The sequence below is a fragment of the Aliikangiella maris genome (assembly GCF_040719265.1).
Classification (GTDB): domain Bacteria; phylum Pseudomonadota; class Gammaproteobacteria; order Enterobacterales; family Kangiellaceae; genus Aliikangiella; species Aliikangiella maris.
Genome location: NZ_JBFDAH010000007.1, coordinates 29,583 through 49,930, shown reverse-complemented (window position 1 = coordinate 49,930; position 20,348 = coordinate 29,583). Strand labels below are relative to the sequence as shown.

The window sequence follows — 20,348 nt, the reverse complement described above, 5'->3', positions numbered from 1 at the left end:
TTAACTCTCAGGTGTTTCAGTTGAATAAAACTTGAACTACTTGATAAACCGTCTTAGTCATCACTTATTGTTTGGTTTTTAACCACAAAAACTCAATTCAACAATCTTACAACTGATTGAGTTGGTTAAGTCATCCATCTAATTGGTTTGGTTCTATTTAATTAGCGAGCTTTGACACCCTTTAAACCTAAAATTTCTTTTCCTTGTTTAAAGGTAATATCCACCGGAATTCCTGACTTATCAATTCTTTGTAGATCTTTTTCTAATTGCTCGCCAATTGTTCCCCAGTTTTCGAGGATTTCTACTGCACGCTGATAATCGCCATTACCTTGAACGGTTAGCAATATATTTGATAATTCATTCATTGCAATAGTCATCGCGTCAAAGTTAATACGATATAATCCGGTCCGCTCATTGCGAGTAAATGCTCCTTTTTCTTTAAAATAGTTAAAACGTACCATATTGGCTTTGCCGTGTGCACTGGCTGCACCAAAGCGAATACTGCGGAATATACCAGCTAAAAAAGTCACATAATTATCCATTAATGAACCTTCGCTCATATGTCCGGAATCATATAGTTTAGAAACCATATAAAGACCCAGAATATCGGCTTTGCCTTCTTCAAATGCAGACGCAGCTTCTTTGAGAGCGGTACGTACAGTGCCTTTATTATTAATTGTGTTCTTTATTCCTAAACCATGGGCAACTTCATGAAACATGGTATTAGCAAAAAAAGCATCAAACTTCACGAATTGACGTTGATCTTGGGCAATCAGCTCGTTAGCAATGGGAACAAGAATATGCTCAAATTTAGCTTTCATGGCGTTTTTTAATTGTAAGCGACGAGTTCCTTTCTCTAGTTGAACTTGCTCATCGTTGGGTAAGTTGATGGCAATTGTTTTTGAACCCGCATTACTATGTCCGGCGTAATAAATCACATCATAAGCGTTTAAATCTGAATTGGAGCCGGGCTTTTCCTGTTTATATTTCTCATCGACAGGCAAATCCCGCTGTAACGCAGGTAACATGCCTGCATATTTTGTCAATCGCTGACTCCACTGTTGATCTTTGATAAGCACATAGGCTTCATAAGCACTGCGATAGCCAAATAGCAAATCTTCATAGGTTTCGATTGGACCTATGACCAACTCGATAGGATTATCTTTCATATCCATCCAGGCAAAATCACTGGGCTGATAGTTATCGGTTAATAATGCGTCTGCTCGCATATTTAAATATTCAGCAAACTGAGTATTGTCGGCATATTTGGCCGCTTGCTGAAGCAATGTGGCAGCTTGGGTAAGTTCAGTCTTGTAAGCTTCGTGATAAGGAACCGCATACAAAGCGCCATCAGCATTGCGTTTAATTAAGCTATAAAGTGATTGAGCGTCTTTAAAATTGGCCGTTTCCAGCTCTGATTTTTGCATATCTGCTGGATAAAACTTGGCACCTTCAGGTTTTTCACCGTAGCCTTTGATAAACGGCTTATTATTATTTAAACGATCCCACGGACCATAATTGATTTCAATGAATTCTCTGGTTAATGGATCGGTTATAGATTCAAGTAATTCTTGTTTATTGCCAAATGCCTGTTGCCAAAATAAATCATCCATTATTTGGGCCGCATCGATTAATAATCCCAACATGGTTTTTTGGTTTTGACTTAAATGGGATAAATCACTGGTCAGCGCTACGGTTTGGTAAATGTTAAATCTAGGATTAGCTGAACGTAATGGAATCTGGTTGTTGATCGTCGCGCTTTCTGCTAATTGATTGTTTTTCGTGTTTTGTTCAGCCGAAGTTGAATCTGTCGTTGAGGGCTGATTACAGCCTAAAATAAATAGACTGAAAATAAAACAGTTGATTAATTTAAGCTTCATTTTAACTCCGAAATACAAAATTAAGCATAATAGGCTTTGAAATAAACAGCGCTCATTCTAACATCTCGTTGATTAGAATGCAGAGATTAACGATGAAATCACGTCAAAATTTATTGCTAATCATTTAAATACGGTTCAGTCTCAATTCAGTCTGGTAGTGTTTTAATCACTTCAAGCTGATAAATGTTAGGAGTTTACTCATGAAAAAACTGATACCGACAATATTATTGATAGCATCTCCGCTTGGTGTATTACACGCTAGTTCTACAGATAACACTCTCAACGATTCTACTAAAAGTCTGAACAATAGTTCATTTAAACTCGAATCCGTCGTTCCAAATGTTTCCGTTATTCAGCAAGCTGCAAGTCGTTCAGTTCAAGATGTTTCGATTGCGAGCAAAAATAATAGTGCTAAGATAAGTCGCCGTAGTGTCGTAAAAGAGAGCGCTAAAAACAATACGGAAAAACACGCAAGCGCACTGAATAAACAGCAAATTCAAAAGCAACCAATTTACCGTAGTCAAACACCTCAAAAAAGCCACAACGCTCATAACTTTGTCATTTATGAGGCATGGACCAGTTTGGATTATGATCATGATGGTGATGGTTATTATTCAGAATTTACGGTTAACTTTGATCCTAACTATTCTGGTGGGTATGCTGAGGTGTTTGCAGATTTGTATTTAAGTAAAAATGGAGGCCCTTGGGTTTTATATAAAACTACAGATACTTTTACGATTTATGGCAATGATAGTGATGATTATTATTCGGTAACAACACGTTTGAATTATGATTTTCCGACTGACCATTATGATGTGTTGATTGATCTGTATGAGTATGGAGATCCTGATTTTGTTGATACCGTTGATGCTGACATTTTTAATAGTCTTTATGCGCTGCCTTTAGAAGATAATGAACATGAACTAAATAGTGATAGCACGCTGATTACTTATGTTTCATCGGAGTTGTCTGAGGATGGTGACAGGGATGGCTTTTATACACATTTATCTTTGACCTATGATATTGACACTTACGCTGCTGGACGCAATGTTTATGCAAAAGTGGTTTTGTTGGATACATTGACATTTAATTCATCATATGTCGAAACGGAAAACTTTGTTTTAGGAAATCAAACGGAATATATCGATATTTATTTTGAAAATGGTCAAATACCTGGTTGGTATGATGTACAGATTCAATTGATCGATGTCGTGACTAACCAAATTATTGCCAATGCGGCGCAAGACTTTTCCGCTTTATCGCAGCTAGGTATTGAGTCTCATAACTATGATTTTGATTTTGATGTTGTCGGTACTGATTCCGATCCGATTCACCGAGAAGAGGCAACTCATAGTCATGAGTCGGGTGGTGGTGCGATGGGGTGGTTTATTGCTTTGCTGAGCGGATTGATAGTCATTTCAAGAAGACAAAGTAAAAACTAAAACTCTGGCATATATTTAAAATTAAAAAAGCCGTTTTGCGGCTTTTTTTAATGGCAACAAGCGAGTTCGAATGGAACCTGTTTTTGTTGAGGAATTTTTTTGTAATCTTGATTAAACGATTTAAATATAATTGTACTCCGATGTTTTCCTACGCTAAATTCAGGAAAAATATGCAAGGTTTTTTCAAGCTTTACACGAATTAATTGAAAAGGCGGATCGGTCGCTTCAATTAAAAATGTCCCCATTGGTGCTTCTTGATGTTGCCACTTTGTTGTATCACGCAATAGTTTTAAGATGACTTCTACGCTGGTTTTTATTCCTTTTATATTTTCGAGCCAGTTTAATAAAAGTTGTTGTCGCTCACTGTATTCTTTATTAAGAAATAAAAATAATTCTGGGCAATCAAATTGACAATATCCACCCGGAATACTGGTTCGATATCTCACATTTTCAATAAACGGATGTTTACGAATTTTTTCACCGAATCGTCCTTCATAACCAAATACCCAATCTTTTAGTTGGTTTATTTGGACTAAAAAGGTATCTAATTTTTTCACATCAACTTCTGGATTTTTTCTTAAAATAGAAAATTGTTCAGAGAGTCTTGCCAGTTCCTTGGTCAATTCTGAACGAGTATCACCATGCTCAAGTATTTCGACAATTTCCAATAAAATTTTAAGTGCAAATAGATGATTATCAGGGTGGGTTGCTAATCGGTTTCTTTCGAAACGCTTGAAAAGTGATTCTAACCTGAGAAAACTGCGAACTTGTGGTTTTGCCGGGTATTCAAAAATTAATGTTGAATCTGTTTGAGTGTTGCTGGTCACATTTAATTTCTCGATTTTGATTGGCTTGCGAGAGACAAGTAAACTCTGTGTAATTCATTGACTTGTCTCTCTAGTGTAGAAAAATCTGTGTTATTATCAATAATATCATCAGCAAGTGCTAATTTTTGTTGGCGGGTTGATTGATTATTAATAATTGATAATGCTTGTTCTTGAGTAATATTATCGCGCTTACACAAGCGCTGTATTTGTATTTCAGGGCAAACATCAACCACTAAAACACGATCGGTAACGGCTTTTAAATGTGTGGGAATGATGCCTTGTTGATTGATTAATAAGGGAATATCTAAAATCACATAATCAGACTGCACTTGAGTCAGTTGTTGACTGATTTTATCTGCAACCAGCGGGTGAGTTAATTCGTTAAGCCATTTTAGAGCTGCTTTGTTATTAAAGACTATTTTTCCTAAAGCACCGCGATTTAACTCGCCACTGTCAAAAAATATACCATCGCCAAACTGATGTCTTAAATCTTTGAGTAATACAGCTTTAGGGGCAAATAATGCTCGAGCAATTTTATCTGCATCAATAATATCAATACCGAGTTGAGAAAATAGTCGAGTTACTTGTGACTTACCTGAAGCTATACCGCCTGTTAGTGATATTTTTAATGTTGAGTTATTGGTTATTGGCGTCATCAATCTGAATGTCTCTTAACAAGTACTTTCTAATGAAAGGTGTGATTATGCGACGCCAATCAGGTTTAAATAGACTTGCATCATTGGTTCTCCCCAAAGGAAAGTGCACCAGCCTGCAACCACTAAATAGGGACCAAAAGGGATTCGCGTTTGCATACCTTTTGCCTGAATTAGTAATAAAGTGCCTCCAATTATGGCACCAACGCCGGCCGAAAGAATAATCACCAGCCCCAGCTTTTGCCAACCTACTAATGCACCAATAACGGCTAACAGTTTAAAGTCGCCGTGTCCCATGCCTTCTTTTCCGGTCAGTAACTTATAGACCCAGTAAACGCTCCATAAACTTAAGTAACCAGCAATTGCGCCAATTAGTGCATCGTTCAAAGACACATATAAAGGCTGCATAGCCGCAATAATAGCCAACCATACCAATGGGAGCGTCATTGTATCGGGCAAATATTGATGATCGATATCGATAAAGCTCATGGCAATAAAGTAAGCCGTGATTACCAGCGAGATGACTAATGGCCAACCGTAGCCAAACTGATAAGCGCAAGCAGCAAAACACAGACCAGTTAATAGTTCTATTAATGGATAGCGTATTGAAATAGGGGTTGCGCAGTTCCTACAACGACCTCGCAGAAAGAGATAGCTAAGAATTGGAATATTTTCTAAAGCTGAAATTTTATGATCGCATTTAGGGCAAGCTGAGCGGGGGGTGACTAAATTAAAATTTGCTGGATAGTTATCAACAGGTTTTTCAGGCGCAGTTATTTGAAATCCTCGCTCAGTGAGCATGTCTTTCGCCATGTTTTCCCACTCACGAAACAACATGATTGGATAGCGAAAGATGACAACATTTAAAAAGCTGCCAACCAAAAGTCCAAATATTAAGGTGACTGTAATGAGAATGCTGGGATAAAACTCAAGTGCCTGAATTATTTGATTCATAAATTATCATTTATAGTCAGTAAGTTATTGGACTAACTTACTGACGCATTTGGATGTTATTTGAGTTGAATTTAAGTAACTGAACAAAAGGTTAAATCGCTACTCTTCAATTTTTGAGTAAAATCGACTAAACCACACCGCCCAATTGGAATATAGGTAAATACATCGCAACAATTAAGCCGCCGATTAGTATCCCTAATACTGCCATGATCAGTGGTTCAAGTAATGCACTTAAACCATCAACAGCATCATCGACTTCTTGTTCATAAATGTCAGCTATTTTTGAAAGCATCGTGTCAATTGAACCAGATTCTTCACCAATTGCCACCATTTGTACCACCATATTGGGGAATACGCCCGTTGATTGCATGGCTAGGTTCATTTGCATACCGGTTGTGACATCATCGCGTATACGTAAAATAGCATCACGATAAAGTGCGTTGCCAGAAGCGCCAGCAGCAGAGTCGAGTGCTTCAACCAGTGGTACACCGGCTGCGAATGTAGTTGATAAGGTTCGAGCATAACGGGCAACGGCAGCTTTATGCAAGATTGCACCAATAACAGGGACTTTCAATAACAACTTATCTTCTCGATCTCTTAAGTCCTTAGATTTCAAAAGTAATTGTTTATGCAGCATAAAAAAGCCAATAGTACCAAATAGAAACATCCACCAGTATTCCTGCATAAATTCGGACATGGAAATTACCATTAAGGTAAATGCGGGCAAATCTGCGCCAAAACTTTGGAAAACTTCCTGAAACTGTGGGACAACCTTAACTAATAATATAGCCGTAACCACAACCGCAATAACAACAACGGCAATCGGGTATGTTAATGCTTTTTTAATTTTTGATTTAAGTGCTTCAGTTTTTTCTTTATAAGTGGCAATTCTATCTAGCATTCCTTCAAGAGAACCGGATTGTTCACCCGCTTCCACTAAATCACAAAAGAGATCGTCAAAATATTTGGGTTGTTTGCGAAGTGACTCTGCTAGAGTATTACCTGCTTCAACGTCACTTTTAACACCAAGTAAAAGATCTTGGACAGAAGGCTTTTCATTACCACGACCAATAATGTCAAAAGATTGCACTAAAGGGACGCCTGCTTTCATCATTGTCGCAATTTGACGCGAAAACAGGGCAATATCTGATGCATTGACTGGTTTGCCTTTACCACCACCAAATAATGGCTGTGCTTTTTTTACCACCTTTATTGGGCTAATACCTTGTTTGCGAAGGTGCGCTTTAACGATTGCAGGCGACTCACTAATCATTTCGCCTTTGACACGCTGGCCTTTTTTATCAGCACCTTCCCAACTAAAGCTAAACTGCTTAGGCGCTTTAGCGGCTTTTCTCTGTGTGGTTTTTCTTTCTTTCTTAATTGCTTGAACAGCCATAAATTAAGTCCTGCTGATTAATGCTGAGTGACGCGACTAACTTCTTCAAGAGAAGTAATTCCCTGAATAACCTTGAGCAGCGCAGAACGGTGTAAGTCATTCACCCCTTCTTTTCTTGCCTGATCGGCTATATCAATGGCATTTCCGCCTTCCATGATAATTCGCCCCATTTCTTCGGAGACCTTCATAACTTGGTAGATCCCAACTCTACCTTTATAGCCATTTGTACAATTATCGCAACCAACTGGTTCAAATATTTTAAAAGATCCTAGTTCTTCTTCTTTAAATCCGGCACTGATTAATACTTCGCGTGGTAAATCAACCTCATGCTTACAGGATTCACAAAGTCGTCTTGCCAACCTTTGTGCAATTACCAGGTTAACACTGGTGGCGATATTAAACGGAGCCACTCCCATATTTACCATACGTGTTAATGTTTCTGGCGCACTATTGGTATGCAAGGTTGAAAGTACCAAGTGACCGGTTTGGGCGGCTTTAATGGCAATTTCTGCAGTTTCAAGGTCTCGAATCTCCCCAACCAGAACAATGTCGGGATCTTGACGTAAAAATGCTCTCAATGCCGACGCAAAAGTTAAACCTGCCTTGGGGTTAACGTTGACCTGATTGACCCCTTCGAGGTTGATCTCAACGGGATCTTCTGCTGTTGAAATGTTTCTCTCAGCCGTATTGATGATATTTACAGCGGTATAGAGCGAGACGGTTTTACCACTCCCAGTTGGCCCAGTGACGAGCACCATACCTTGCGGTTTGTGGATGGCATCAAGGAAGAGGGCTTTTTGTTCTTCTTCATAGCCCAATGCATCAATACCTAACTGAGCACTGCTTGGGTCTAAAATCCGCATAACGACTTTTTCACCAAACAGGGTGGGCAGTGTACTGACACGAAAGTCGATAGCTTTGTTACGAGATAGCTTCAGTTTAATACGTCCATCTTGTGGGATACGCTTTTCTGAAATATCCAGCCTTGACATAACTTTCAAACGTGCAGCAATACGAGTTGCCAAAGTGATGGGGGGCCCAGCGACTTCGGAAAGGATACCGTCGACACGAAAGCGAACCCGATATCGTTTTTCATAAGGTTCAAAATGTAAGTCTGAAGCACCTTTTTTAATGGCGTCTAATAATATTTTGTTAACAAAGCGGACAATAGGTGCATCATCTGTATTGGTATCGACTTCGTCATCTTGTGCATTTTCATCGACAGCGTCTAAATCGAGATTTTCAAGATCGGTATCATCAAAATCACCCAGCTCTTCACTTTCTTTTTCTTCAATAATTTTGGTGATAATTGATGAAAGTTTTGACTCTTCAACCAGCACCGCCTCGGTGGTTAGCCCTGAATGAAATTTAAACTCATCTAGTGCCGATAAATTAGTAGGATCGGAGACAGCAACATAAAGACGTTTACCTCGTTTAAATAAAGGGATAGCATTATGCTTCGAGATGAGTTTTTCACTAACGGCGCCACTTGGAATTTGTGACATATCGATGGCATGTAAGTCAAACAATGGTACGCCAAACTCAATGGATGCCGCTACAGCGATAGACAAGGAGTCGACGAGGTTATTATTAACCAGATATGAGACCAGATTTTGCTTATTCTTTTGAGCGCTACTGATAGCATCCAGAGCGGTTGGTTCATCCAAAAACTCATCATGAATTAGTCGACGTGCTAACCCGCTTAGTACGATATTAGTCTGTGGTGCAGCCATAGCTCTCTATATTTGTTGGGTTAATGACTATTGATTTTAATTTAAATACGCAAAATTGCGAATTTTGGGTGAATCTCAGTCATCTACATTTTACTCTATTTATTGAGTATAATTGCAACGTAAAGAAAATTCATCTTTTTTATTAAAAAACAAATAGATATACGCTAAAATTCATAACTTACATCACATTTATATCTACTCATTCACAGAGTTTGATATTGGTACAATAAATCGGAAGTTGATCACGATGCTTAACAAGACCAGTGTTGTTATTCCCGCCAAAAATGAGGCTGTTAGCCTTAAGATACTGATTCCTCAGTTAAAAACGATGTATCCAGATCTGTTGGAAATAGTTATTGTTAATGACGGCTCCGAAGATGATACCGTGAAAGTTTGTGAAGAGTTAGGGGTGACTTTGGTGACCCATATTTTTTCTCGAGGCAATGGTGCGGCAATAAAGGCTGGTGCAAGAAAAGCGAAAGGCGAAATTTTATGTTTTATGGATGCAGATGGGCAGCATAAGGCAGAGTCGGTAGGGCGGTTGTTAACCGAGCTTTCCCAAGGGTTTGACATGGTTGTGGGCGCGCGAAAACGCCATGCGCAAGCCAGTAAAAGTCGCATGTTAGCCAATGGATTTTACAATTGGTTTTCCTCAAAGATTACAAATTATCCAATAAAAGACCTGACTTCGGGTTTAAGATGTGTTTATCGAGAAAAATTCAATGAGTTCCTACACTTACTGCCAAATGGTTTTTCTTATCCAACCACGATTACCATGGCTTTTTTGAGAGCGGGTTATCAGGTTGGTTACCATTTTGAAGCTGTTTCAGGTGATCGAATTGGTAAAAGCCATATTAATCCGTTGAGTGATGGGCTTCGGTTTTTGCTTATCATTTTTAAAGTTGGAACGTTGTATTCGCCGCTAAAAGTATTTACACCATTTAGTGTTTTAATGTTTTTAACTGCCACTTTGTACTATTTATATACTTTCATCTCCTCTGGTCAGTTAACCAACATGAGTGTGATTTTGTTCACAACCTCAGTAATTATTTTTTTGATTGGTTTGGTTTCAGAGCAGATCAATACCTTGATATTTATGAATAGTCGGCGAGATTAATCAGAATTATTCATATTTATAGCTTTAGCGATAATTTATTGATGATACTTGTGTGAAAAAATTATTAATCACCACAACGACCTTTCCCACAAACCTGCAGGATAATCAGCCTGGATTTATTTATCATTTGGCTTCATACCTGCAAAATGATTTTCAAATTTATGTTCTCGCGCCACGCGCAAAAGGGGCTTTGGAAAATGAAAAGCGCGGAAAAATACGGATTATTCGTTATGCATATGGTGTTTTTCGGCGATGGGAAACCTTGGCCTACGGTGGTGGTATTTTAGAAAACTTAAAAAGAAATCGGTTAAATTACTTATTAATACCTTTATTAATGCTTGCCCAACTGTTCGCGTTACACAGAACGGTTAAACTTAAGAATATTGATTTGATTAATGCGCATTGGATAATCCCGCAAGGATTGGTCGCTATTTTGGCACGTAAGCTTTTTAAGTTGCCGATAAGAGTTGTTATTACATCACATGGTGGTGATCTTTATGGACTGAATAGCCCCTTTTTGAATCGAATTAAAAAGTGGGTGATTGAAAATGCTGATCAGCTCATTGTTGTAAGTGCTGCAATGAAAGACTATTGTTACCAATACTTAAACGTTGACAGGAATTGTTCGATTACCGTTCGTTCGATGGGGGTTGATTTAGTTAATACTTTTAATAATAAAATGAGATTTGCTGAACGCCAAAATGTTATTTTTGTAGGTCGTTTGGTTGAGAAAAAGGGATTGCCTATACTGTTACGGGCTGTTGCTATTTTAAAGCAAAAAGAAATTTCGTTAAAATATACAATTGTTGGAGATGGGCCACTAAAACAAGACCTTTTGGCTCAGGTTCAACAGCTGAAAATTGAAGATTATGTCAAGTTTGTTGGTAGCAAAAGTCATCAGCAATTACCTGAACTTTTAACACAACACCAAATTTTAGTAATGCCTTCGGTTGTTAGTCAAGGTGGTGATCAGGAAGGTTTAGGTTTGGTTGCAATTGAAGCAATGGGGTGTGGATGCGCTGTCATTGCTTCTGACTTGCCTGCTATCCGTGATGTTGTGCAAGATGGCTATAATGGTCTTATGTTCACTGTTGGTGATGCCCATATGCTCGCCAATAAAATTGAATTTTTAATGGAAAATTCGAAAGAATTGCTGCGATTGTCTAAAAATGGTCGAGAAAGTGTGATACAAAGGTTCGACTGGCAAAGTGTTGCAGGAGATTATCAAAAATACTTTGAGCAATATTAAATTTACCTCATAGTTTTTAGGACGTAGAAATAAATTTGTACCAAACTGATTAACTATAAGCGAGTATTAAACATTGAAAAAAGTTGCGTTAATTACCGGTATTACTGGACAAGATGGCTCTTATTTGGCCGAATACCTGCTAGCTAAAAATTATGAAGTACACGGTATTAAAAGGCGTGCTTCTTCATTTAATACTCAACGAATTGATCATATTTATCAAGACAAACATCAGGAAAATCCAAGCTTCTTTCTGCACTACGGTGATTTGACAGACGCTTCAAATTTAACCCGAATTATTCAAGATGTGCAACCCGATGAAATTTATAATCTTGGTGCGCAGTCGCATGTAGCAGTATCTTTCGAAAGTCCTGAGTATACCGCTGAAGTCGATGCCTTAGGCGCATTGCGCTTATTAGAAGCTATACGTTTTTTGGGTTTAGAAAAAAAGTGTCGTTATTATCAAGCTTCAACTTCTGAGTTATACGGGCTAGTTCAACAGATACCACAATCTGAGCGAACACCTTTTTATCCTCGTTCACCTTATGGTGTTGCTAAACTTTATGCTTATTGGATAACCGTTAATTACCGTGAAGCATATGGAATGTATGCTTGTAATGGAATTCTATTTAATCATGAATCTGAACGACGTGGTGAAACTTTTGTGACACGAAAAATTACCCGCTCATTAGCGAATATTTCTCAAGGACTAGAAAAAATACTTTATCTTGGCAATATCGATGCTAAAAGAGATTGGGGCCATGCAAAAGATTATGTTGAAATGCAATGGCTAATGCTTCAGCAGGAAAAACCAGATGATTTTGTGATTGCTACGGGACAGCAATATTCTGTCAGAGAGTTTGTAATGATTGCGGCTAAAAAATTAGGCATAGAATTAGTCTTTGAAGGTAACGGTATTGATGAAGTTGCTCGAGTTGTGACAGTCGATTTAACCACAGATATTCAAATAAAGCCTGGAGATATTATATTAAAAATTGATCCTCGTTATTATCGACCGGCAGAAGTTGAGACTTTGCTTGGTGATCCGGACAAGGCAAAAAAATTATTGAATTGGCAACCCAAAATTAGTTTTGAAGAAATGGTTGAAGAAATGGTTGAACACGATTTACAAGTTGCTAGAAAAGACCGTTTATTGAAACAGCACGGTTTTGATGTTCATCTAAACCACGGTGAATAAAACTGAGGAAGTCATCACTTGAGTAAAAAAATATTTGTTGCTGGTCATCGAGGGATGGTTGGTAGAGCAATTGTAGATAAACTGCGACAAGATAAAAATAACCATATAACAACAGTTGGTCGTGATAAGCTTAATCTATTGGATCAAAATGTAGTAAACGATTTTTTCAAAAATAATCCTTTTGATCTGATTTATATTGCTGCCGCTAAAGTTGGTGGAATAGGGGCCAATAATGATTTTCCAGCAGATTTTATCTATCAAAATCTGATGATAGAAAGTAATATTATCCACGCAGCTCACCAAAATAATGTGCCGCAATTGCTATTCTTAGGTTCATCGTGTATTTATCCCAAATTGGCTAATCAACCGATTAAAGAAGAGTATTTATTAACTGGAAAGTTAGAGCCAACCAACGAACCTTATGCGATTGCAAAAATTGCGGGAATCAAACTGAGCGAATCTTATAATCGTCAATTTAAACGTGACTATCGTTGTATTATGCCAACAAATTTATATGGGCCTTTTGATAATTTTGATAGCGAAAATTCACATGTTATTCCAGGTTTAATGGCCAGAATTCACCATGCGAAGAAAACAAATGCACCATCAGTGACTATTTGGGGAAGCGGTAAAGCTTTACGTGAATTTTTACATGTTTACGATTTGGCTGAAGCTGCTGTGCATTTAATGTCAATTGATAAAATATCATATTCTAGAGTAGTCAGCCCGATGGAATCGCACATAAATGTTGGGTCAGGGGAAGAAGTGACAATTGAGCAGCTAGCAAAAATGTTAATTGATATTATCGACTACAAAGGGGAGTTAAAGTTTGATTTAAACAAACCCGATGGAACGCTTCGTAAATTATTGGATAGTGGTAAAATAAATCGACTGGGTTGGAGAGCCAAAGTCAAAATTCGGCAAGGCCTGGTAGAAACATATGACTGGTATTTAAAGCAAGTTCTTTAAAAGTAAATAAAGATTTAGGAAGTTTTGAAGAAATGAAAAAAAGATACTTTGAATCTGATTATGTTGCTTCGTTAGGAGAATCGTTATTTTTAGATGAGAAAGAGAATAAGCTATATTGGTTAGATATAGAACAGCAGAAGCTAATAAGATATTGTTTTTCAAAGCAGAACGAAACAATTTTTCAGTTACCTGAACGTGCGAGTGTAATTTTAGATTGTTATGAAGATAAATTAGTTTTGGCAACAGCTACTGGGCTTTATAAGTTTTCGTTGCTGAGTAAAAATTATGAGCAAATCATTACATCACCAGAAAAATATAGGTCAAAACAATATCGTTCAAATGATGGTACTAAAATAGATGATGATTGGTATATTTATGGAATAATGAATGAGAAATATACACCTAATGACGGAGCGGTTATTCTTGTAAAAAATAAGACTTTAACTATTTGCTATGAAGGGATTTCGATTCCTAATACTTTTATCTTATTAAAAGATAGTTTTAGTATTTTAATATCGGACTCGTTAGAAAAGAAAATATATCGATTTCAGTTTAATCAAGATTGGTCACAAGTGGTTAATAAAAAGACCTGGTTAGATTTTAGTCATTTTCAATGCACGCCCGACGGAGGGTGTATCAACACAAAAGGCGATATTTTTATCACCTTTTGGGATGGGAATAAAGTAGTTCGATTCTCTAAAGATGGAACCGTATTAGACGAATATTTTTTAGCTGCGAAAAGACCAACCAGTTGTATTTATAACGAAAATGAAATGTTATTTGTTAGTAGTGCAAATATCAAACTAAATTCGATTGATTTAAAAAACTATCCACTATCAGGTAAGGTGTTCACCGTTGATTTAAAAAATGATTGAAGTAATTAGTATAATAATTAGAACATACAATGAGTCTCGGTACTTAAATGAATTGCTGTGCGCGATCGAAAATCAGATAACTGATAAATATAAAGTTGAGGTTGTTTTAGTTGATTCTGGCTCTTCCGATAATACTTTAGATATTGCCAAAAAGCATCAAGTTAATATATTACATATTGATAAAGAAGATTTCACTTTTGGTCGTTCTTTGAATTTAGGATGCCATTTTGCATCAGGTAAATATTTAGTATTTATTAGTGGGCACTGTGTTCCAAGTAATAATGCTTGGTTAGTTAATTTAGTCAATCCACTTAAAGAAAAAGAATATAGTTATGTTTATGGAAGACAAATTGGTAGAGATACAACTAAATTCAGTGAATATCAATTGTTTAAGAAGTACTTTCCGGAAAACAAGGATAAAGCACAAGGGAACTATTTTTGTAATAATGCTAATGCAGCAATTAATAAAAGCACATGGGAACAATATTATTTTGATGAGTCTCTTACAGGACTAGAAGATTTAGAGTTAGCCAAGAGAATATTTAATTCTCAGGAAAAAATTGGCTATGTAGAAAATTCATGTGTATATCACATTCATAATGAAAGTTGGACTCAAGTAAAAAGAAGGTATGAAAGAGAAGCTCTTGCTTTGCAGAAAATCATGCCAGAAATTCACTTTAATATTTTTGATATGTTCAAATATATATTTGTGGCTATATATAACGATACCGTTATTGCACTCAGACAACAGTGTTTGATTAAGGAAATTAGTTCTATTGTGAAATTCAGGTTTTTCCAATACTGGGGAGCATATAAAGGGAATCGTATGCATAGAAAGTTATCTAGACAAGCTAAATTAAAATACTTTTATCCTAAAAATAATTGAGAACTAAAATGAAAAATAAAATGGTCGCGTTACTTCCTATTAAGGCAAATAGTGAAAGAGTTAAAAATAAGAACTTTAGAAAATTTGCAGGAAAGCCACTTTTTAAATGGATGCTTGATTCTCTAGTTATTAGTGATAAGTTTGAAAAAGTTATTATCAATACAGATGCTAAAGAACTATTGATTGATAATGGCTTGAATGAAAGTGAAAAAATAGTTATTAGAACGAGAAAGAAAGAACTCTGTGGTGATGATGTGAGTATGAATCTTATATTAGAAGATGACATAAACTGTATTGACGCTGATGTGTTTTTTATGACTCATGCAACTAATCCTCTAATTTCTCCATCTACTATCAGTGACGCAGTACAATGCTATTTAGACAACTTAGATAAGCATGATACTTTGTTTTCAGTTAATAAATTTTTGTCTAGATTTTATGATGAAGACAATACTCCATTAAATCACGATCCTAAAAAGTTAATTAGAACTCAAGATTTAACGCCTTGGTATGAAGAGAATTCATGTATTTACATCTTTACTAAAGCGTCTTTTAAAAACTCAAACTCACGTATCGGTAAAACGCCAATAAAATGGGAAACGCCTCCTCTGGAATCGATAGATATTGATACCGAAACTGATTGGTACTTGGCTGAATCAATTGCGTTAAGGAAGAGCTAAAATGAGAGTGTTAATTACCTGTCCTCCTATGTATGCGTTAAAAGATAAGATCGAACAGAACTTTTTAAGATATGGTATAGACGTTATTTTTCCCAATATTGTGCAGACAATGAAGGAGTCACAATTAATAGAAATTATCCATGAATTTGATGGTTGGATTATCGGCGACGATCCTGCGACAAGATGTGTATTTGAGAAAGGTAGTAAAGGAAAGTTAAAGGCTGCAGTAAAATGGGGTGTTGGCGTAGATAATGTCGACTTTAGTGCTTGCGCTGAATTTGGCATATTAGTTGATCATACACCTAATATGTTTGGTAATGAAGTTGCAGATTTAGCTATTGGTTATTTGATTGGATTAGCAAGAGAAAGTTACTTTATAGATCGGCAGGTAAGAGCTGGCTATTGGCCAAAAAACAGAGGAATTTCTTTAGATAATAAGGTTGTTGGTTTAATTGGTTATGGTGATATCGGTAGACAGGTTGCCAAAAGAATAAAAGCATTGGGAATGCAACTTGTTATTTATGACCCACAGTATATGCAAAGCGAGAACGCTCATATTAAAGCTGAAAAGTGGCCTGATAAAATTGAAAACTGTGATTTTCTAATTTTCACTTGTTCACTTAATAAATATAATCATCATATGATGGATAGAAAAGAAATGGAACAGTGCAAAAACGGTGTTAGAGTAATTAATGTAGCAAGAGGAGCGCTTATTAACGAAAGCGAACTCATTTGTTCTTTAAAAAATAATAAGGTTCACTCAGTGGCGTTAGATGTCTTTGAAATTGAACCGCTACCGAAAGATAGTTATTTAATAGCGCATCCTTACTCAATATTGGGGTCTCATAATGCTTCGAATACAGTTGAAGCTGTGGAAAGAACAAATAAAATTGCAATAGAAAAATTATTGAAATTTTTAGGAGAAAACTAGTTTGAAAGCTGTTTTGGTTACTGGATCAAATGGCGGGATAGGTCGAGCTATTTGTGATGAATTAGCATTGCAAGGTTATCTTGTAATAGGTTGCGATAAAAGCTCTACTAAAAATAATTTAAAAAACTTTATTTGTTACGATTTACAAAAATTAATTGATAGTGAAATAGACAGAGAAAAATTTGTTGCTCTGCTGGAAGAAAAACTATCTAGTAATCAGCTATCTGCTCTTATTAATAATGCAGGAATTCAAATTTTATCAAGTTTGAGTGAGTTATCTATTGAAGACTTTCAAAAAACACTGGATATTAATTTAACAGTTCCTCTGGTTTTATCTAAATTACTATTTGATAAGTTGAAGTATTCCTCTGGCTCGATTATAAATATTGGTAGCATTCACTCTAAACTTACCAAATCAAGGTTTATTTCTTATGCAACTAGTAAAGCTGGACTAAATGGTTTAACTCAATCTCTAGCTGTTGATATTGGTAAATATGTGCGAGTGAATTCAATTTTACCTGCCGCAATTAAAACTGACATGTTAATTTCTGGCTTTGACACTGAGCAACAACTCAACCAACTTAGTTTGTATCACCCTTCCAATAAAATTGGTACACCAGAAGAAGTTGCAAAAGCTGTTTTATTTTTAATTTCTGATAGTTGTCCTTTTTTAAATGGGGCAACTTTAGAAATTAATGGTGGTATTGGTGCAAGACTTTATGATCCATCATAGCTGAGACTATTACATGAAAACACTAAATCCATATAAAAGAGCTGCCTCACTCCTTTGGGGGAGAGTGGCTTGGGACTTTAATTTAAATTCTTGGCGTTCTCGCCGAAAGTTAAAAAGTCTTAAAAATAGTCAGCTAGCAAAAAGTTGTGTTATTTTGTGTAATGGTCCATCTTTATTAGAAGTTGATTTTGATCTGCTTAGCTCATCTAATATATATACATTTGGTTTGAACAAAATAAACCTCTTATTTGAAAAAGTAAAATTTCGACCTAAGTCTATAGTTGCGGTGAATAGGTATGTTTTAGAGCAAAATAAGGAATATTTTGCCAATACTTCAATACCTTTGTTTCTTGATTCTTATGCGGATAAATTAGGGTTAAGTGCACGTAGTAATATTTGCTATCTGCATTCATCCGATTTTTCAGGCGAATTTGCCCCAGATTGCTCAATGAGTATCAATCAAGGCTACACTGTAACATTTGTAGCAATGCAATTAGCTTTTCATTTTGGATTTGAAAAAGTTGCACTAGTTGGGTGTGATCATAATTTTGAAACAAAAGGTGAGGCTAATAAAACAGTCATTGCAGAGCAATCTGATCCTAATCATTTTGATCCAAATTATTTTTCTAATGGTGTTAAATGGCAACTACCAGACTTAGAACAAAGTGAATTAGCATATCGAGTAGCCAAGCTAAATTATGAATTAGCTGGGAGAAAACTATATAACTGTAGTGTTGGTGGTCATCTTGAAGTATTTCCTCGTTTAAGCTTAGCTGAATTTTTAAGAGCTTAATCAATGCTACGAAGACAAGCGTTGGTTTATTTAGTTGGAGCGAGTATTCAAAAGTTAATCCCTTTTTTATTATTGCCACTTTACACGAGATTAATGCCAATAGAAGAGTTTGGAAATTATGCAAGTTTTATTGCTTTTTTGGCGATGTTTTCGCTGCTTGTTGGTCTAAAGCCTGATAGCTATTTGCTGAGCTCATATTCAAGGGATGGTATAGCTGAGTTTAATGAAAAAGTTACGATTTGTGTAATCCTTATCCCTATTAGTTTGGTTGTTAGCTTCCCATTAATACTATTGCTAGCTCCATTTTTTTTCCAACATATTGACTATTTGACTTTAATACTACTTGTTCTTTTTTCATCACTACTACTTGCATTTATCCAAATCTGTAGTGTTTTATTACAAATTCAGGAGCGTGCTATCTATTTAGTAAGCCTTCAAACGCTATCTATATTAGTTGCTAATGGAATAGGTGTTACTTTGCTTTATTGGAATGATACTTGGAGTTCTCGCGTATTTGGCGATTTGGTGGGGAGTATTTTGCTAGCGTTTCTTCTATTAAAAGTGATTAAACCACATTTAAAGCTAGTCGAATTTGCTAACTTAAAAAATGCTCTTACTAGTGCGCTAACATTTCTTTTACCTGTGTTTGTGCATGTTGTATCTTTTACATTTTTAAATGTTGGTGATAGGTTAATCATTCAATCTTTGTTGGGTGCCGATGCGGTTGCGAAATACTCAGTTGCATATATGTTTGGTATGATAGTTGGTGTTTTTCATGATAGCTTCTTAAAAGCTTGGAATCCTTATTTTTATTCAAAAGTTATTAAGTCACTTAAAGATGAGCGAGATGTTAATCGACATGCTAGGATATATTCATTGTTTTCAATTATCCTAGGTGTTATGGTCGGCGGCTTTTTTTCAGTCGTTTATCGATTAGTTCTTCCAACAGAGTATCACGGAGTTGAATATATTATAATAATAGTTTCTTTAGCTTATTCTTTAGAAGGTATCAGAAAAGTTTATTCTGGATATTTGTTTCTCCAAAATAAAACCAGAATTATTGCAAAAATTGCGCTAGCTAGTGTATTAATGAATGTTCTACTAAATTATATTCTAATAAGATTAATAGATCTAGATGGTGCAGCAATTGCTACACTGATTGCATTTTTAAATATGATGATATTTACGGTATATTATTCAAGAAAAAGTAGATTGGAATTTCAGAGCACTTTGGAATGATTTAGGTATTTTATGAAACAACAAAGTCCCCGTATTAGTATTATTAGTGTAGTTTATAATGGGCAAAAATCTATTGAAAATTGTATTTTAAGTGTTGCAGAGCAGACTTACCTCAACAAAGAACATATCATTATTGATGGCGGTTCAAAAGATAATACTGTTACCTTAATTAAAAAACACGAGAAAAAAATCGCGTCGTGGATTAGTGAGCCTGATTTAGGTATAGCTGATGCAATGAATAAAGGTATTAAGCTAGCATCAGGTGAATATTTAATTTTTATACACTCGGATGACCTGTTTTTAAATAATAACAGTTTAGAGCAGGCTATGTATCGAATTAATACTTCAAATTGGGATTTAAGTCTTTTTGCGGTGTGCTTTGGAAAAAACAACATTTTATTAAATCCAAAAAGCACAATGTTTTGGATAAATTTTAAAATGCTTTCATGTCATCAAGGAATTATTTATAAGCGTGAATTGTTTGAAAAATATGGTGGCTATAGTCTTACCTATCGGATCTGTATGGATTATGAACATATGTTAAGGGTCTATAGAAAAAATATTAAGATAGGTTGTTTGTCCGAAGTTATTGCTAAAATGGGCGATGGGGGAATTAGTTCAAATAAATCCTGGCTGTTTTTGAGAAAGCGTTTTTTAGAAGAGCAATCAATCCATTATAAGTATTGTAATTCTAAATCTCTTTTTTATATCTATCATGTGTACTGGCCACTATATTTAAGCTATCGCTGGTTGAAAAATAAACTTTTGAATTGTTAAATGAGTTATTGGGGATGCT

Annotated in this window: 19 protein-coding genes; 13 read left to right on the top strand and 6 right to left on the bottom strand. The window is 35.9% G+C overall.

What is annotated here, in order from left to right; genetic code table 11:
* Window positions 1-161 precede the first annotated feature (161 nt).
* The gene (locus ABVT42_RS08155; RefSeq protein WP_353874246.1) at window positions 162-1,880 is read right to left on the bottom strand and encodes a dipeptidyl-peptidase 3 family protein; all 1,719 of its coding nucleotides are present in this window, start codon (window positions 1,878-1,880) and stop codon (window positions 162-164) included.
* 200 nt (window positions 1,881-2,080) lie between these two features.
* Here ABVT42_RS08155 and ABVT42_RS08150 point away from each other — a divergent pair, with 200 nt between their 5' ends.
* Complete coding sequence (locus ABVT42_RS08150) at window positions 2,081-3,322, top strand: choice-of-anchor H family protein (protein WP_353874245.1); 1,242 nt, start codon at window positions 2,081-2,083, stop codon at window positions 3,320-3,322.
* 47 nt (window positions 3,323-3,369) lie between these two features.
* Here the strand turns inward: ABVT42_RS08150 and ABVT42_RS08145 are convergent, their stop codons facing one another.
* From ABVT42_RS08145 to pilB, 5 genes are all read right to left on the bottom strand, one after another.
* Window positions 3,370-4,149 (bottom strand): cell division protein ZapD, encoded by a 780-nt coding sequence (locus ABVT42_RS08145; RefSeq protein ID WP_353874244.1) that lies wholly within the window; start codon window positions 4,147-4,149, stop codon window positions 3,370-3,372.
* Between the two features lie 2 nt (window positions 4,150-4,151).
* Window positions 4,152-4,805: a dephospho-CoA kinase gene (gene coaE, locus ABVT42_RS08140; RefSeq protein ID WP_353874243.1), complete on the bottom strand. Its 654-nt coding sequence runs from the start codon at window positions 4,803-4,805 to the stop codon at window positions 4,152-4,154.
* Between the two features lie 45 nt (window positions 4,806-4,850).
* Window positions 4,851-5,756, bottom strand: a complete 906-nt coding sequence (locus ABVT42_RS08135; protein WP_353874241.1) for a prepilin peptidase — start codon at window positions 5,754-5,756, stop codon at window positions 4,851-4,853.
* Between the two features lie 127 nt (window positions 5,757-5,883).
* The gene (locus ABVT42_RS08130; protein ID WP_353874240.1) at window positions 5,884-7,152 is read right to left on the bottom strand and encodes a type II secretion system F family protein; all 1,269 of its coding nucleotides are present in this window, start codon (window positions 7,150-7,152) and stop codon (window positions 5,884-5,886) included.
* A 17-nt stretch (window positions 7,153-7,169) separates the two neighbouring features.
* The gene (gene pilB, locus ABVT42_RS08125; protein ID WP_353874239.1) at window positions 7,170-8,885 is read right to left on the bottom strand and encodes a type IV-A pilus assembly ATPase PilB; all 1,716 of its coding nucleotides are present in this window, start codon (window positions 8,883-8,885) and stop codon (window positions 7,170-7,172) included.
* Window positions 8,886-9,132: 247 nt separating this feature from the next.
* Here pilB and ABVT42_RS08120 point away from each other — a divergent pair, with 247 nt between their 5' ends.
* The 12 genes from ABVT42_RS08120 to ABVT42_RS08065 all read left to right on the top strand — a co-directional run bounded on the left by ABVT42_RS08120 (window position 9,133) and on the right by ABVT42_RS08065 (window position 20,329).
* Window positions 9,133-10,002: a glycosyltransferase family 2 protein gene (locus ABVT42_RS08120; RefSeq protein ID WP_353874238.1), complete on the top strand. Its 870-nt coding sequence runs from the start codon at window positions 9,133-9,135 to the stop codon at window positions 10,000-10,002.
* 52 nt (window positions 10,003-10,054) lie between these two features.
* On the top strand, window positions 10,055-11,251 hold the full coding sequence (locus ABVT42_RS08115) for a glycosyltransferase family 4 protein (protein WP_353874237.1): 1,197 nt from the start codon (window positions 10,055-10,057) through the stop codon (window positions 11,249-11,251).
* Between the two features lie 73 nt (window positions 11,252-11,324).
* Window positions 11,325-12,446 (top strand): GDP-mannose 4,6-dehydratase, encoded by a 1,122-nt coding sequence (gene gmd / locus ABVT42_RS08110; RefSeq protein ID WP_353874236.1) that lies wholly within the window; start codon window positions 11,325-11,327, stop codon window positions 12,444-12,446.
* An 18-nt stretch (window positions 12,447-12,464) separates the two neighbouring features.
* Window positions 12,465-13,415 carry a GDP-L-fucose synthase family protein gene (locus tag ABVT42_RS08105; protein ID WP_353874235.1) on the top strand — a complete coding sequence of 317 codons (951 nt, stop codon included), beginning with the start codon at window positions 12,465-12,467 and terminating at the stop codon, window positions 13,413-13,415.
* 32 nt (window positions 13,416-13,447) lie between these two features.
* Complete coding sequence (locus tag ABVT42_RS08100; RefSeq protein ID WP_353874233.1) at window positions 13,448-14,290, top strand: SMP-30/gluconolactonase/LRE family protein; 843 nt, start codon at window positions 13,448-13,450, stop codon at window positions 14,288-14,290.
* Window positions 14,283-15,176, top strand: coding sequence for a glycosyltransferase (locus ABVT42_RS08095; protein ID WP_353874232.1), 894 nt, complete (start codon window positions 14,283-14,285; stop codon window positions 15,174-15,176). Before ABVT42_RS08100 ends, ABVT42_RS08095 begins: the two co-directional genes overlap by 8 nt.
* An 8-nt stretch (window positions 15,177-15,184) precedes the next feature.
* On the top strand, window positions 15,185-15,856 hold the full coding sequence (locus ABVT42_RS08090; RefSeq protein ID WP_353874231.1) for an acylneuraminate cytidylyltransferase family protein: 672 nt from the start codon (window positions 15,185-15,187) through the stop codon (window positions 15,854-15,856).
* Between the two features lies 1 nt (window position 15,857).
* Window positions 15,858-16,787, top strand: a complete 930-nt coding sequence (locus ABVT42_RS08085) for a phosphoglycerate dehydrogenase (RefSeq protein WP_353874230.1) — start codon at window positions 15,858-15,860, stop codon at window positions 16,785-16,787.
* A gap of 1 nt (window position 16,788) precedes the next feature.
* A complete protein-coding gene (locus ABVT42_RS08080; RefSeq protein ID WP_353874229.1) occupies window positions 16,789-17,520 on the top strand; it encodes an SDR family NAD(P)-dependent oxidoreductase in 732 nt (243 codons plus the stop codon).
* 13 nt (window positions 17,521-17,533) lie between these two features.
* Entirely contained in the window at window positions 17,534-18,313 is a 780-nt protein-coding gene (locus tag ABVT42_RS08075) for a 6-hydroxymethylpterin diphosphokinase MptE-like protein (protein ID WP_353874228.1), read from the top strand.
* 3 nt (window positions 18,314-18,316) lie between these two features.
* Window positions 18,317-19,552 carry an oligosaccharide flippase family protein gene (locus ABVT42_RS08070; RefSeq protein ID WP_353874226.1) on the top strand — a complete coding sequence of 412 codons (1,236 nt, stop codon included), beginning with the start codon at window positions 18,317-18,319 and terminating at the stop codon, window positions 19,550-19,552.
* A gap of 12 nt (window positions 19,553-19,564) precedes the next feature.
* Window positions 19,565-20,329 (top strand): glycosyltransferase family 2 protein, encoded by a 765-nt coding sequence (locus tag ABVT42_RS08065; protein WP_353874225.1) that lies wholly within the window; start codon window positions 19,565-19,567, stop codon window positions 20,327-20,329.
* Window positions 20,330-20,348: the final 19 nt, after the last annotated feature.